The sequence below is a fragment of the Corynebacterium lujinxingii genome, assembly GCF_014490555.1.
Lineage (GTDB): Bacteria > Actinomycetota > Actinomycetes > Mycobacteriales > Mycobacteriaceae > Corynebacterium > Corynebacterium lujinxingii.
In genome coordinates, this window is record NZ_CP061032.1 from 1,443,155 (window position 1) to 1,457,007 (window position 13,853).

Annotated in this window: 15 protein-coding genes; 5 read left to right on the forward strand and 10 right to left on the reverse strand. The window is 63.6% G+C overall.

The genetic code is table 11. From position 1 onward, the window contains the following. Window positions 1–4 precede the first annotated feature (4 nt). The 4 genes from miaB to IAU68_RS07225 form a co-directional block, all read right to left on the reverse strand. Entirely contained in the window at window positions 5–1,534 is a 1,530-nt protein-coding gene (miaB, locus tag IAU68_RS07210) for a tRNA (N6-isopentenyl adenosine(37)-C2)-methylthiotransferase MiaB (protein ID WP_171192637.1), read from the reverse strand. A 34-nt stretch (window positions 1,535–1,568) separates the two neighbouring features. After that, window positions 1,569–2,156 (reverse strand): recombination regulator RecX, encoded by a 588-nt coding sequence (recX, locus tag IAU68_RS07215; RefSeq protein WP_171192638.1) that lies wholly within the window; start codon window positions 2,154–2,156, stop codon window positions 1,569–1,571. 3 nt (window positions 2,157–2,159) lie between these two features. Continuing rightward, window positions 2,160–3,278 carry a recombinase RecA gene (gene recA / locus IAU68_RS07220; protein WP_171192639.1) on the reverse strand — a complete coding sequence of 373 codons (1,119 nt, stop codon included), beginning with the start codon at window positions 3,276–3,278 and terminating at the stop codon, window positions 2,160–2,162. A 241-nt stretch (window positions 3,279–3,519) separates the two neighbouring features. Continuing rightward, complete coding sequence (locus tag IAU68_RS07225) at window positions 3,520–3,735, reverse strand: DUF3046 domain-containing protein (RefSeq protein WP_171192640.1); 216 nt, start codon at window positions 3,733–3,735, stop codon at window positions 3,520–3,522. A gap of 57 nt (window positions 3,736–3,792) precedes the next feature. Between IAU68_RS07225 and IAU68_RS07230 the strand changes: the two genes are divergently transcribed. The 3 genes from IAU68_RS07230 to IAU68_RS07240 are packed head-to-tail and all read left to right on the forward strand — an operon-like array spanning window position 3,793 to window position 5,645. Next, window positions 3,793–4,350 carry a biotin transporter BioY gene (locus IAU68_RS07230; protein ID WP_171192641.1) on the forward strand — a complete coding sequence of 186 codons (558 nt, stop codon included), beginning with the start codon at window positions 3,793–3,795 and terminating at the stop codon, window positions 4,348–4,350. A 3-nt stretch (window positions 4,351–4,353) separates the two neighbouring features. Continuing rightward, entirely contained in the window at window positions 4,354–5,043 is a 690-nt protein-coding gene (locus IAU68_RS07235) for an energy-coupling factor ABC transporter ATP-binding protein (protein ID WP_171192642.1), read from the forward strand. Further along, on the forward strand, window positions 5,040–5,645 hold the full coding sequence (locus IAU68_RS07240) for an energy-coupling factor transporter transmembrane component T family protein (RefSeq protein WP_171192643.1): 606 nt from the start codon (window positions 5,040–5,042) through the stop codon (window positions 5,643–5,645). Before IAU68_RS07235 ends, IAU68_RS07240 begins: the two co-directional genes overlap by 4 nt. 61 nt (window positions 5,646–5,706) lie before the next feature. On the opposite strand, the gene IAU68_RS07245 is transcribed toward IAU68_RS07240, so the two are convergent. From IAU68_RS07245 to pgsA, 4 genes are all read right to left on the reverse strand, one after another. After that, window positions 5,707–6,555: a PspA/IM30 family protein gene (locus IAU68_RS07245; RefSeq protein WP_171192644.1), complete on the reverse strand. Its 849-nt coding sequence runs from the start codon at window positions 6,553–6,555 to the stop codon at window positions 5,707–5,709. Between the two features lie 72 nt (window positions 6,556–6,627). Beyond that, window positions 6,628–6,975, reverse strand: a complete 348-nt coding sequence (locus IAU68_RS07250) for a helix-turn-helix domain-containing protein (RefSeq protein WP_171192645.1) — start codon at window positions 6,973–6,975, stop codon at window positions 6,628–6,630. A 23-nt stretch (window positions 6,976–6,998) separates the two neighbouring features. After that, window positions 6,999–7,535: a CinA family protein gene (locus IAU68_RS07255; protein WP_171192646.1), complete on the reverse strand. Its 537-nt coding sequence runs from the start codon at window positions 7,533–7,535 to the stop codon at window positions 6,999–7,001. After that, window positions 7,532–8,071 (reverse strand): CDP-diacylglycerol--glycerol-3-phosphate 3-phosphatidyltransferase, encoded by a 540-nt coding sequence (pgsA, locus tag IAU68_RS07260; protein WP_231699139.1) that lies wholly within the window; start codon window positions 8,069–8,071, stop codon window positions 7,532–7,534. The genes IAU68_RS07255 and pgsA overlap by 4 nt, the downstream gene beginning before the upstream one ends. Window positions 8,072–8,109: 38 nt before the next feature. Here pgsA and IAU68_RS07265 point away from each other — a divergent pair, with 38 nt between their 5' ends. Further along, window positions 8,110–8,394 (forward strand): YciI family protein, encoded by a 285-nt coding sequence (locus IAU68_RS07265; protein WP_171192648.1) that lies wholly within the window; start codon window positions 8,110–8,112, stop codon window positions 8,392–8,394. On the opposite strand, the gene IAU68_RS07270 is transcribed toward IAU68_RS07265, so the two are convergent. Beyond that, on the reverse strand, window positions 8,391–9,566 hold the full coding sequence (locus IAU68_RS07270; RefSeq protein WP_171192649.1) for a TerC family protein: 1,176 nt from the start codon (window positions 9,564–9,566) through the stop codon (window positions 8,391–8,393). The genes IAU68_RS07265 and IAU68_RS07270 overlap by 4 nt on opposite strands. A gap of 268 nt (window positions 9,567–9,834) precedes the next feature. On the opposite strand from IAU68_RS07270, the gene IAU68_RS07275 reads away from it, so the two are divergent. After that, window positions 9,835–10,884, forward strand: coding sequence for an HNH endonuclease signature motif containing protein (locus IAU68_RS07275; protein ID WP_171192650.1), 1,050 nt, complete (start codon window positions 9,835–9,837; stop codon window positions 10,882–10,884). Here IAU68_RS07275 and IAU68_RS07280 read toward each other — a convergent pair. After that, window positions 10,881–13,817, reverse strand: a complete 2,937-nt coding sequence (locus IAU68_RS07280) for an FtsK/SpoIIIE family DNA translocase (RefSeq protein ID WP_171192651.1) — start codon at window positions 13,815–13,817, stop codon at window positions 10,881–10,883. The genes IAU68_RS07275 and IAU68_RS07280 overlap by 4 nt on opposite strands. Window positions 13,818–13,853: the final 36 nt, after the last annotated feature.

Sequence of the window (13,853 nt, forward strand, 5' to 3'; positions counted from 1 at the left end):
TACCCTAGCCACCGCAGCAGACGGAATCTGCCGGTGCGGCGGCGGGCTGGCCAATCGTTGGCAAGCCGAGCCCCACCCCCACGGGTGCAGTGGTGGGCACCTGGCCCGCAGCCGAATTGTCGCCCGCCTTGGTGCGGCGGTGGTTGCGCACGCCCGCGTCCGCAATGAGGAAGTGCGGCTTGGAATCCGTGACCGTTACGGTCACAAAGTCGCCGGGACGAATCTCGCGGTCGATCTCGCCCTCCACAGCGAAGTGCACCAGGCGGCCGTCGCGTGCGCGCCCCGACATGCGGTGCGTTCGGTCATTCTTCCGGCCGCCCTCGGCCTGGACCAGCAGCTCCTGCTCCGTGCCGACGAGCTTCGCGTTCTCCTCCGCACTGATGCGCTCCTGCAGCTCGAGCAGACGCTCGAAACGCTCCTGCACCACGGCCTTCGGAATCTGCTGTTCCATCTCAGCTGCCGGAGTGCCGGGGCGCGGCGAATACTGGAACGTAAACGCCGAGGTAAAGCGAGATTTCTCCACGACATCGAGCGTCGCCTGGAAATCCTCCTCCGTCTCACCCGGGAAGCCGACGATGATGTCGGTGGTAATCGATGCGTGAGGGAGCTTTTCACGCACTTCATCCAAAATGGCGAGGAACTTCTTCGAACGGTACGACCGGCGCATGTCCTTGAGCACCTTGTCCGAACCGGACTGCAGCGGCATGTGCAGCTGCGGGCACACGTTCGGCGTTTCCGCCATCGCATCGATGACATCGGACGTGAACTCCGCCGGGTGCGGCGAGGTAAACCGCACCCGCTCAAGGCCCTCGATGTCGCCGCAGGCGCGCAGCAGCTTGGAAAACGCGGAGCGGTCGCGCTCCATCTCCTCATCGACGAAGTTCACCCCGTAGGCGTTCACATTCTGCCCGAGCAGGGTGACCTCGGAGACCCCCTGGCTCACCAGCGCCTCCACCTCCGCCAGGATGTCGCCCGGGCGGCGGTCGAGCTCCTTTCCGCGTAGCGACGGCACGATGCAGAACGTGCACGTGTTATTGCAGCCAACCGAGATGGACACCCACCCGGCGTAGGACGACTCGCGTTTCGCCGGCAGCACCGACGGGAACACCTCGAGGGATTCGACGATCTCCACCTGGGCCTCGTCCTCCACGCGTGCCCGGTCAAGCAGCGCCGGAAGCGCGGAGATGTTGTGGGTGCCGAACACCGCATCGACCCACGGCGCCTTCTCAATGACCGTGTCGCGGTCCTTCTGCGCAAGGCACCCGCCCACCGCGATCTGCATGCCAGGGTGATTCTTCTTCGTGTTTTTCAACTGCCCCAGGGAGCCGTACAGACGCTGGTCCGCATTGTCGCGCACTGCGCAGGTATTAAACACGACCAGGTCGGGCTCAGTGTCCTTATCGGCCGCAACGTAGCCGGCGTCCTCGAGCATGCCGGACAGGCGCTCGGAGTCGTGCACGTTCATCTGGCAGCCGAACGTGCGCACCTCGTAGGTGCGCGGAGTAGAGGTTTGGGAGGTGTTCGCCGTAGTCACGGCGAGACAGTCTAACCAGCGAGCACCCGTGCGCCTAACCGGTGTTTTCTACCTCCGCGATGCGCTCGTCGAGCACCTCTCGGGCGATACGCATCGACATCCCCTGGTTGAACCCGCGACGTGCGAGCGCGCCGACGACCCGACGCAGGTGTTTGTCGTACTCGGCCCGCTCGGTCGGCGCCGCTTTGACTTTGCGTGCGGATTTCTCCGCAACGGCACGGGCGGTGCGTTCTTCGTCGTCGTCTGAGATTTGTTCCAGTGCGGCGGCGCGGTCCGCAGTGCCAACTCCCTTGTCGCGCAACTCCATGTCGAGCGCGCGCGACGACTTGCCCCGCCTCTCAGCGCGTTGCCGCACCCATTCGTGGGCGAAGCGCGAATCGTTGATCAGGCCGGAGCCGGCGAGGTCGTCGAGCACTTCGTCGACAAGCGCCGGCTCAAACTCCGCCTTGATCAAACGGCCGCGGAGCTCCTCGCGAGAGCGGGCGCGTTGATCGAGCAAACCAAGTGCCCGCTTGCGCACCGGTGCCTTCTCCTCTTCGTGGGAGCGGTCGAACAGGCCGGTGCCGGGTTCGTACGCCTCGAGCGCGGCCTGGAGTTGCGCGATCTTGTCGGGGTCGGCCATCGGCTACTTCTCGGCTGCTGCCTCGTCTTCGTCGTCGAAGTCGATGTTGGGCACCATGTCCACTGGGTCGTCGGTCAGATCGTCAGAGTTCGCGGCGGCGTACTTGCCCACACCGAGGGCGCGGAAGATCTTGTCTTCGATCTCGTCGGCAAGATCCGGGTTCTCTTTGAGGAAGATGCGGGCCTTCTCCTTGCCCTGTCCCAACTGGTCGCCCTCGTAGGTGAACCAGGAGCCGGACTTTTTCACGATGCCGTTTTCCACACCCATGTCGATGATGGAGGACTCGCGCGAGATGCCCTCACCGTACATGATGTCGAACTCGGCGATCTTGAACGGCGGGGAGACCTTGTTCTTCACAACCTTCATCTTCGTGCGGTTGCCGATGGAGTCCTGGCCGTCCTTGAGCGTCTGGATGCGACGGACATCGCAACGCACCGACGCGTAGAACTTCAGCGCCTTACCACCGGTGGTGGTCTCCGGGGAGCCGAACATCACGCCGATCTTTTCACGCAGCTGGTTAATGAAGATGGCGGTGGTGCCGGAGTTGTACAGCGCACCCGTCATCTTGCGCAACGCCTGCGACATCAAGCGGGCCTGCAGGCCGACGTGCGAGTCGCCCATCTCGCCTTCGATCTCGGCCTTCGGCGTCAGCGCTGCGACCGAGTCGATCACGATCATGTCGATCGCGCCGGAGCGCACCAGCATGTCTGCGATCTCAAGCGCCTGCTCGCCGGTATCCGGCTGGGAAACCAGCAAGTTGTCAGTATCCACGCCGAGCTTGCGGGCGTACTCTGGGTCGAGGGCGTGCTCGGCGTCGATGAATGCCGCAATACCGCCAGCGCGCTGCGCCTCCGCGATAGCGTGGAGCGCAACAGTGGTCTTACCGGACGACTCCGGCCCGTAGATCTCCACGACCCTGCCGCGCGGCCAACCGCCGATGCCAAGCGCGACGTCGATGGCGGTGTTTCCGGAAGAAATGGACTGGATCGGCGGGCGGTTCTCATCGCCCAAGCGCATCACAGCACCCTTGCCGTAGTCCTTCTCGATCATCGCCAGCGCGGCGTCGAGCGCATTCTGCCGGTCGTTTCCGGCGGAAGCCGCAGTCTTCTTCTTCGTTGCCATGTGGTGTTCTACCCTCCGTTGTGTTTGCGGCGCGGCGCGCGCCGCATCCGGGTTGATGTTTGTTGGATATTCATTAGACGTTCACGTCCACCCCTTCGGTTCCCTGCCGTGCGGAAACTTTTGGAGTGAAACGGATACGTGCGCAATGCTAAGACGCGGTCACGACACGCAAGACTGTACACGCAAGCATGTTCGAATGGGAGTCGAACACGCCGGAAGGTGTCGTCGTCAAGCAAAAGCCCTAGAAGCCCGGTCTATCGACACCCAAGCGTCGCTCTTCCGGAATATCGAACGCGTCGCACAGGCCGCGCCACGCCTCGCGCGGATCGACACCACTTTCGATCAAGTCCGCGGCCGTGCGCTCGTAGCCCGGAATGACCTGGGAATCGATGACCCATTGCGCGCGACCGGAGCCGAATTCGTCCTCGACCAACTGATGGAATTCCGTCAAACGCATGCGGCACACGGTACCCGAACGAGTTTTATTGAACACCGTTCAGGTACACTGCCGCGCATGAATAAGAACTCGACCGCGCAGGATATTGCACTCATCGCCGTCTTCGCGGCAATCATTATCGCCCTCGGCATCGTCTCCATCCCCGTCGGCGCCGCTGGTGTGCCCATCGTCCTGCAAAACGCCGCCGTGATCCTCGCCGGTCTCGCCCTCGGCGGGCGTCGCGGCTTCTTCACCGCCGCAATCTTCTTGCTCGTCGGCCTCGCCCTGCCGGTCCTCGCCGGCGGTCGCACCGTTATTTCCGCGCTCGGCGGCCCAACCGTCGGCTACCTCGGCGGCTACCTCGTCTCCGCGCTCGTCGCCGGACTGATCGCCTACCGAGCGCCGTTCCGCAACAAACGCGCCACCATCGGCGTCCTCATCCTCGCGGGCTACGTCGGGCTCTTCTTCCAGTACCTTTGCGGCGTATTCGGCCTGATGTGGCGCTCCGGCATGACCTTCGGCGCAGCATGGGCCGCGCAGGTTCCGTTCTTCCTGCCGGACGCCGGCAAGGTCGCCCTAATCATCTTCATCGCTTACGCGGTGCACCAGGCGTTTCCGGACCTGCGTCGTCGATAAGCAATGCCCACCATCGACTTTCAAGGCGCATCCGTCACCTACGACGGCACCACCGTGCTGGAGCCACTCACAGCACGCCTGACCGAACGACGCATCGGCATCATCGGCTCGAACGGCTCCGGCAAATCGACCACGGTGCGCATGATCAACGGGCTGATTGAACCGTCCACCGGGCAAGTGCTTTACGACGACCTCAGCCCCGCCAAACACGGCCGCGACATCCGAAAACGCGTCGGATTCGTCTTCTCCGACGCAGAATCGCAAATCGTGATGCCGCGCGTGGTCGACGACGTCGCCTTCTCCCTGCGCCGCTTCAAACTGCCGCGCAACGAAGTGCGCTCACGTGTCGACGACGCCCTTGCCCGCTTCGGACTCTCCCACCTCGCCGAAAACTCCCCGCACACGCTCTCCGGCGGCGAGAAGCAGATGCTCGCGCTCGCATCCGTGCTGGTGATCGAGCCGGACACCATAATCGCCGACGAGCCCACCACCCTGCTCGACCTGCGCAACCGCCGCCGCATCGTGCGCGAACTGACCTCGCTGGACCAGCAACTCATCGTGGTCACCCACGACCTGGACATGCTGCGCGATTTCGAACGCGTGCTGGTCATCGACGAAGGTCGCCTCGCCTACGACGGCACGCCTTCCGACGCCATTGCCTTCTACACCGACCTGATGGACGCGAAACCGTGATCCGCGAACTGCCCTTAGGCGTCTACATCCCCGGCGACACCCTGCTGCACCGCATGGCGCCGGCGCTGAAGTTTGTCTTGCTCGTCGCTTTCATCATTTTCACCACTGTCTGGCCGTCCGAGCCGTGGCAGTCCATGTCACTGCTGACGTTCGTTCTGGTGCTCTACGCCTGGGCGCGCATCCCGATGGGGTTGGCCGTACGCCAACTGGTGCCGTTGCTGCCGGTGTTGCTCTTCCTCGGTGCGTTCATGGTGTGGCAAAACGGCGTCGCCGCTGCTTTGACGCTGCTCATCGGCCTCTTGGCGACGATCGCCGCCGCCAACCTGCTCACCCTGACCACGCCAGTACAGGAACTTCTCGACGCCCTCGACCGCGCCCTTTCCCCATTCGGCCGTACCGGCGAACTCATCTCGCTGACCATCGCGCTGACGATCCGGCTCATCCCGCTGACTCTCGCGACAGCCAACGAGGTCCTCGAGGCCCGCAAAGCCCGCGGCGCAGGCTTTTCCGTCCACGCTTTCGGCACTCCCCTGGTTATCCGCTCCGTGCGTCGCGCAAAAATGATCGGCGAGGCGCTCATGGCCCGCGGCGCGGTGGACTAACCACGTCTCGCAACGACAAAGGCCCGCGGTACACACCACGGGCCCTTGGACGGTGAAAAACTTAGGCTTCGCCGCGCAGTTCGCGCATACGCTGTGCGACAGCGTCATCGTTGACCTCGGCGCCGACCGGGTTCGAGTTGCCGGTCGAGGTGGCACCACCCTTTTCAATAGCTGGCTTGTCGCCTGCGGTCAGCTCGCCTGCCATCTCAGCGCGCAGCTGCTCGAGGCGACCGTGGCCGGCCATCTGGATGCCAGCCTGCTCGACCTCGGCCATGCGACCTTCGATGGAATTCTGCGCCAACTCAGCCGCGCCCAGCGCGTTGGCGTAGCGACGCTCAATCTTGTCACGCACCTGATCCAGGTTTGGCCCAGAGGAGGTAATGGAGTTCATCGACTGCATCGTCTCCGAGACCTTCTCCTGCATCTTGGCCTGCTCCAGCTGGGAAAGCAGCTTGGAGCGCTCGGCAACCTGCTGCTGCAGGTGCGCGGCGTTGCGCTCAACGGCCTGCTTGGCCTGGGATGCCTGCTGCAGCGCCTGGTCGTGGAGCTGCTTGGTGTCTTCCACACCCTGCTCGGCCGTGACCAGTTGTGCTGCGAATGCCTCGGCGGCGTTTTCGTATTCCTGCGCCTTCTGGGCGTTGCCCTCGGCGCGTGCCTTGTCGGCAAGCTGCAGTGCCTGACGCGCGTTCGCCTGGAGCTTCTCGACGTCCTCGAGGCGACGGTTTAGCTGCATCTCCAACTGGCGCTGGTTGCCAATCACAGCCGCGGCTTGCTGGGACAGCGCCTGGTGCTGACGCTGGGCGTCGTTAATCGCCTGCTCGATCTGGATCTTCGGGTCAGCGTTTTCTTCGATCTTGTTGTCGAAGAGCGCCATCAGGTAGTTCCAGAACTTGGAAAACGGATTCGCCATGGCTACATCACCGCGACCTTTCGTTGCGTAGTTAATCGGTAAACGTGAACCACTGTAGTCGCGTGACGCGCATTACGCTTCCGCCGCTGCGGGCGTGGTTGCTGCAAGTTCCTCGTTGAAGGTGTGCAGCGACAAGTTGGCTACGGCCTCGAGCAATACCTCAGAAACCGTGGTGTCGAGTGCCGTGCACAGCGACGCGAGCAGCTCGGAGGAGACCTCTTTGCGGCCGCGCTCCAACTCGGAGATGTAGCCGGAGGACACGCGCGCTTCCTTGGCCAGCGCGCGCAAGGTGACACCCTTGTCCGCGCGGAACGCACGCAGCGACATGCCCAGCGCCTCGCGGAACAGCGGTTCGCGGGCAGGCTCGTCGTCGACGGGCAGTTGTACTGGGGTGTCGTAAAGCAGAGTCGTTGTGGTCATCAGTTGCTCCAACGGTTACGCGGTCAGTTTTGTTCCCGGATTCCGGTCAAGGCCCCTTCGAGCGCAGCTTGCACCGCTAATCGACGAATCTCGTTTCGCTCTCCCGCCAGCACCCGCACCGGCACATCATGGCCGGGTACGAGCGCGTAACGGCCCACGGAGGAATCGAGCAGTTCGGCAGCTTGCGACGATGCCGTCCACCTCGGCCCCGCAAGTCCGATCCATACGGTGCCGGCCGGCATGCCGTCCTGGTCGTCCGGACCTGCAACACCAGTGAGCGCCACCGCCCAATCGGAACCGCAAACGCGACGCGCGCCACGAGCCATTTCACGAGCCACCGCTGCGGAGACCACGCCCTCGCGTTCGATGAGGTCCGCAGGGACGTCCGCAAGCGCTGTCTTTAGCTTCGCCGAGTACGTCACCAAACCGCCGACGAGGACGTCAGATGCGCCCGGCACCTCGGCGAGTGTCGCTGCGGCAAGGCCGGCCGTAAGCGATTCGCAAAAGGAGATGGTTTGGTTGCGGGAACGTAGTTCGTCGATAAGCAATTGCGCTGTCATTTGTTCGCCTTTTCCGCGTCGAGGAGGTATTGCACGCCAGTGATGACGGTGACCGCAACGGCAGCCAACATGACGAGGTAGACCGGCAAGCCCATCCAGCCAGGCAGCGGGCAGAGGTAGAGGCCCACCGCGAGAGTCTGTAAGGCCGTTTTGATCTTGCCGCCTCGCGACGCCGGCACGACCCGGCCGTTTCGCAGCATCCACATGCGCCAGAAGGTAATGCCAAGCTCGCGCACTACAATCACCACCGTGATCCACACCGGCAAGGGGCCGGCGATATTCAGCGTCACCAGCGCGGTGATCATGAGCGCTTTGTCGGCGATCGGGTCGGCGATCTTGCCAAAGTCCGTGACCAACCCGCGCGCACGCGCGATGTCGCCGTCGAGTTTGTCTGTGATCATCAGCGCCACGAACAGGCCGAACGCCCACCACCAGCGCTCGGAGAGCACCAGCCAGGCAAACACTGGAATGAACAGAATCCGCAACGACGTCAGAATATTCGGCAGATTCCAATTCGAGGGCTTGTCCGGTTGCATCACGGACTCCACCATACCTACCTCCTAGACTGACCTGTATGAAATATTTCGCAGCAACCTACACCTACGGCGAGCCCTCGCTTGTCGACGACACCCGCCCCGCCCACCGCGAGTTCATCGCCTCCCAACTCTCGCTGGGACGCATCGTGGGATCGGGCCCGTTTGCCGACGGCGACCAGGCACTGATCATCCTGCAGCTGCCAGATTCCGCCACCGAGGCCGAAGCCGCCGACGTGCTCGACCAGGACCCCTACACCGTGGAGGGCGCCCTGGCCGCGCGCGAGATCCGGGAGTGGAACCCGGTGATGAATATCTTCGCCTAAGCCTTCCGGCCGCCGCGCGCGACGTCGAGGTGGGCGGTGTCGCGCGAACCAGTGGCGGTGTGGTCGCCCTTGCCGGACGTGGCCGGGTCGTCGATCCACTCGACGTGGTGGCCTTCGCGGTCGACCTTGCGGCGGTTGCCGTGGTCGTCGTAGTCGATGTGGTACTTGGCCGCGTCTGAGTCGCGCACGCCTGCCTTGACATCTGCGCGGTCCTTCGCCACCGACGCAATCGCGGTGACTACGAGCACGCCAACGATGACCAGCAGCGAGGCAACGGTGCCGACCTCCGGCACGTTAAGTCCCTCGCCGCCGTTGATAAACGACAGGTTGTTCTCGTGCAGCGCGTGCAGCAGCAGTTTCACACCGATGAAGCCGAGCACCACCGCAAGGCCGTACGGCAGGTACACCAGGCGGTCAAGGAGGCCGTTGAGCAGGAAGTAGAGCTGACGCAGACCCAGCAGCGCGAACGCGTTGGCGGTGAAGACAAGGAAAGACTCCTGGGTGATGCCGTAGATCGCCGGGATGGAGTCGAAGGCGAACATGACGTCAATGAATCCGATGGACAGCAGTGCCACGAACAGCGGGGTAACCGCCTTTTTGCCGGCCTGAGTCTTCGAAACTAGCCGGTCGCCGTGGTACGACTTGGTCACCGGAATGACTTTGCGCAGCGTTTTCACCACGAACATGTCGTTCGGGTCCGGATCCTCCTGATCGGTGACTTCGTCGTAGACCAGCTTGATGGCGGTGTAGATGAGGAACGCGGCGAAGATGTAGAACACATCCGACCACGCCTCGATGATCACGGCGCCAAGCAGAATAAACAGGAGACGGCAGATCAGCGCGATCACGATGCCAATGAGCAGCACCTTCTGCTGGTAGGCGCGCGGAATCTTGAACGAGCCCATAATCAGGGCGAAAACGAACAGGTTATCCACCGACAGCGACAACTCGGTGATGTAGCCGGTGAAGAACTGAACGGCGTGCTCCGCGTCCCACATCCACCAGACCAGCCCGCCAAAAACGCACGCCATGGACATATAGAACAGGGCCCAGCCGCCCGATTCCTTCATAGTCGGCTCGTGCGGGGTGCGCACGTGCGAGACGAAGTCGAAGATGAAAAATCCCAGGATCACCGCAGAGGTGATCAGCCAAATACTAAGGGGCACATGCATGCTTTAACCTCCGGTTGCAGAAAAGACGACCGGAGGTCTCCCCCACCCTCGTGGGCTGTTCGGACCGGGGCCTTCGCTTGACGACGACACCGTGCTGACGATCCAGAACACTTCCGGGGTACTCCCCTCCAAGTGGGTTACACAATACACACGGCGAAGCCCACCGGCGAACCCGGTTGTGGATAACCCACCCCGATTGTTGATGTGTCAACGCGGTTATCCACAGGCACGTTTTTGACGTTCCGGTTTCTGGTTTAGCGTGCGGGTCATGAGCCCATTTGAAACGTTCCTCGCCGGCTTGCCGACGATCGACAGCCTCCAAGGCTTCGACCGCCCGGCAGCCCTTGCCGCGCGCTGCCGCCCGGCGACCGTTTCAACCTGGGAGCGCCTCCACCGCGTGTATTTCGGTGCAACCCGGTGGACGAAGCAGCAGCGCCTCGCCCTTGCCGCAGCGCGTGCTGGCGCGTTTGATCTCGACCGCCTGGCCTATATCGAGAATCGTCTGCGCGCCGTCGGCGATGAATCGGACCGCTGGCGGATGCGCCGCGAGCTCCTTGCCGTCCGCGGCAGCTTCGCCGCGTTGCGCGACGCGGCGAAGAACATCATCCCCGCCGCCGCACCAAAGCCGCCGAAGGCCCAGGTCACATTCACCTGCTCGACTCTCGGCATGCGCACGATGAAAGTCACTGCCGCAGAGCGCGACATCGCGGATCTGGAGCACGCCCTGCGCCAGCACGTCGACTCCTCCAAGCCCGCCGCGCCGCAGATGCTCGAGGCGTTCCTCGAGCTCATCCGCGACGGAGAGGCCGTGCCACACGCAGCCCCGCGACCCATCGTGCTCGTACCGCTGCCGGAGCACGTGCGAATCCTTACCGGCGACGGCGACGAGGTGGTGCTTACGCTTACCGACGGCACCACCATGACCGGTGCCGAATACCTCGACCTCACCTTCGGTGAAGTGGCACTCTTCCACCCACAGGAAGGTGCGGTGAACCTCTACCGCACGAAGCGGTTTGCCAATCGGAAGCAGCGCGACTTAGCCCGCATGATCATGCCGAGATGCCCCTTCCCCGGTTGCAGACACGGCGCTGACCACTGCGAAATCCACCACATCACCGCGTGGAAACACGGCGGCGAAACCAACCTCGCGAACCTGGCGCCACTGTGCAGCTACCACAACCGGGTTAACGACGACGACCCCCACATCAGACACCGCGGACACATCGAAATGATAAACGGCACACCGACCTGGGTCTCCCCAGGTGATGTGCCGGTACCAGTCACGCCCTCCGGCGCTATGCAGCAGCTGTTCGGCTAGAACGCACCGCCGGTCGGGTTGTAGGTGGCGGTGACGGTGCGGGTGTCATCGTCGTGGTCGGTGTCGTCGGTGGGGGTGTCGTCGTCAAGCATGGCGTCCTTGGGAGCTTCAGCGGGGTCGGCGCCCTTGATCATCCAGATGATCGTGTCCAACTCTTCCGGCTTGACCAGCACCTCGCGCGCCTTCGATCCCTCCGACGGGCCGACAACGCCGCGCGACTCCATCAGATCCATCAAGCGGCCGGCCTTGGCGAATCCGATGCGCAACTTGCGCTGCAGCATCGACGTCGACCCCAGCTGCGAGGTGACGACCAGTTCCACGGCCTCGAGGAGGTCGTCCATGTCCTTGCCGATGTCGTCGTCAATGACCTTGGCTTCCGCCTGCTTGTCCTCGGTGACGCCCTCGACGTACTCCGGCTCGTCCTGCTGGGCCTTCGCGGCCTCCACGACCGCCTGGATCTCCTCGTCGGACACGAACGCACCCTGAAGACGCTGCGGCTTGCCGGCCCCCATCGGGATAAACAAACCGTCGCCCATACCGATGAGCTTCTCGGCACCGCCCTGGTCCAAGATGACGCGGGAATCGGTCAGCGACGACGTCGCAAAGGCAAGGCGCGACGGCACGTTCGTCTTAATCAGACCGGTGACCACGTCCACCGACGGACGCTGCGTAGCAAGCACCAGGTGGATACCAGCCGCACGTGCCTTCTGCGTGATGCGCACAATGGAATCCTCGATCTCCTTCGGCGCCGTCATCATCAGGTCGGCCAACTCGTCGACGACACACACGATGAACGGGTACGGACGCATCTCGCGCTCCGACCCCGGAGGCGCCGTCAATTCACCGGAACGGACCTTTCGGTTGAAGTCCTTGATGTGGCGCACGCGCGCGGACTTCATGTCCATGTAACGCTGCTCCATCTCCTCAACGAGCCACTGCAGCGCCGCGGAGGCCTTCTTCGGCTGGGTGATGATCGGGGTGATCAGGTGAGGAATGCCCTCGTACGGGGTGAGCTCCACCATCTTCGGGTCGACCAGAATGAGGCGGACCTCCTCCGGGGTCGCGCGGGTCAGCAGCGAGATCAGCATCGAGTTGACGAACGCCGACTTACCGGAACCGGTCGAACCCGCGACCAGCAGGTGCGGCATCTTCTGAATCGACGACGCGATGAACTCGCCTTCAATGTCCTTGCCCAAACCGATGAGCATCGGATCGTCCTGCGACGACACCTTCGGCGCATCCAGTACGTCGCGCAGGCGCACCATCTCGCGGTCGGCGTTGGGCACCTCGATGCCCACAGCGGACTTGCCGGGGATCGGGGTAAGCAGGCGCACATTGTCGGTGGCGACGGCGTACGCGAGGTTGGACTGCAAGTTCGTAATCTTGGAGACCTTCACGCCGGGGCCCAACTCGACCTCGTAGCGCGTCACGGTCGGACCGCGCGAGAAACCGGTGACCTGGGCGTTAACCTTGAATTCCTCGAAGACGTCCGTGATCGCCTCGATCATGCGGTCATTCGCCTCGGTGCGCGTCTTCGGTGCAGTGCCCGCCAACAGTAGGTCCGTCGACGGCAGGGTGTAATCGCCCTGCGGGATCTTGCGCACCTGCTTCGGCGCCTTGGGCTCGGTTTCGGATTTCGGCGTGGTCGCTGGCACCTTCGCTGCGTCGATGCCGGAGCGAGCAGCAATCGCCTTGGCGACCTGTTCGCGAGAGGTTTCGACCGCGTCGGGTGCGGTCTCTTCCACCGCCTCTTCGGGGCGCTGCAGTGCCTTCGTTTCGTTCGCGGTGTCGTCGTAACGCGGTGCCGGGCGGCGCTTCGGGCGCGGCACGACGGCGGTCTGCGCGGGTTCAGATTCGGGTTCGGATGCCGGTTCCGACTCGGTGTCGAAGTCGTCGGCGAAGTCGAACAGGTCCTCTTCCTCGTCGGCGGGGTAGCTCTCCATCGGCGACGGACGGCGACGGGGACTCAGCCGCGGCGCCGGACGAGGAGCGGGGCGCTTCTTGGGACGATCGCGCCCCTCTGCGATGTCATCTAAATCGCTTTCGACGTGCGCGTACGGGTCGTCGTCCTCGTCGTCACTGGCAAGCACACCGGTAATCAGACCCACGACGTAGTCGTACGCTTCGCGCACCGTGATACCGGTTGCCTTGAGTGCTCCGTAGAGCACAATCAGTCCAAGCAACGGCACGGCGACGTAAGAGGAAAAGCCTGCCACGAGCAATCCGCCGGTGAAGGCGCCGACCGCACCCCCGGCGATCTTCCGGTCCGCCCATTCCGCGGGGTTGCCGGCGAAGACGTGGATAAGCCCCAGCATGGCGACCGCGATGATGCTAAACCCGAGCGCTACCCGTGCGCGCACGGCTTCGCTCGCGCGGACGTTGAGCATGAGCGCAATTGCGATGCCGATCAGCAGCACCGGGAGAATGAGCGCGCCGGCACCGATGAGCCAGTGGGTGCCGGTGGAGATCAGATCGCCGACCGGGCCTGCGACGTCGAACCACACCGAGCCCCCGATAATGGCGGCCAGGCCGATGAGCACCAAGCCCCAAGCATCGGCGTGGGATTCAAAGGTGCTAATGCGCGGGCCAGCGGGCTCGTCGTGTTCCTGGTGATCGTCGTAATCGTTGTAGTTGTCGTGGTCTTCGCGCTCGTCGCGGCGCGGGCGCCTGCGTGGGGTGCTCAGATTCTCTTCTTCCTGCTCGCGGTGGCGCTCGTCGCGCCGGAAAAACGAACCGACGCCGCGGGCTGCGGCGCCGAGGGAACTACCGACGATCTTGTATGCGGACCCGACGCGCTCGTCGGCAGTGTCGGCGGCGACGTTAGAGGACGTCGGCGGGTGCGTCATTGACACCGGTCCGCCGTAGCGGGTGCCGTCCGCCGACCGGCGCGAGGAAGACCGCGACGAGCGCGGTGCGGTGTTTTTGACAGACATGGCTGTAACTTTAACGCCTTTAGTCACATTTTCCCC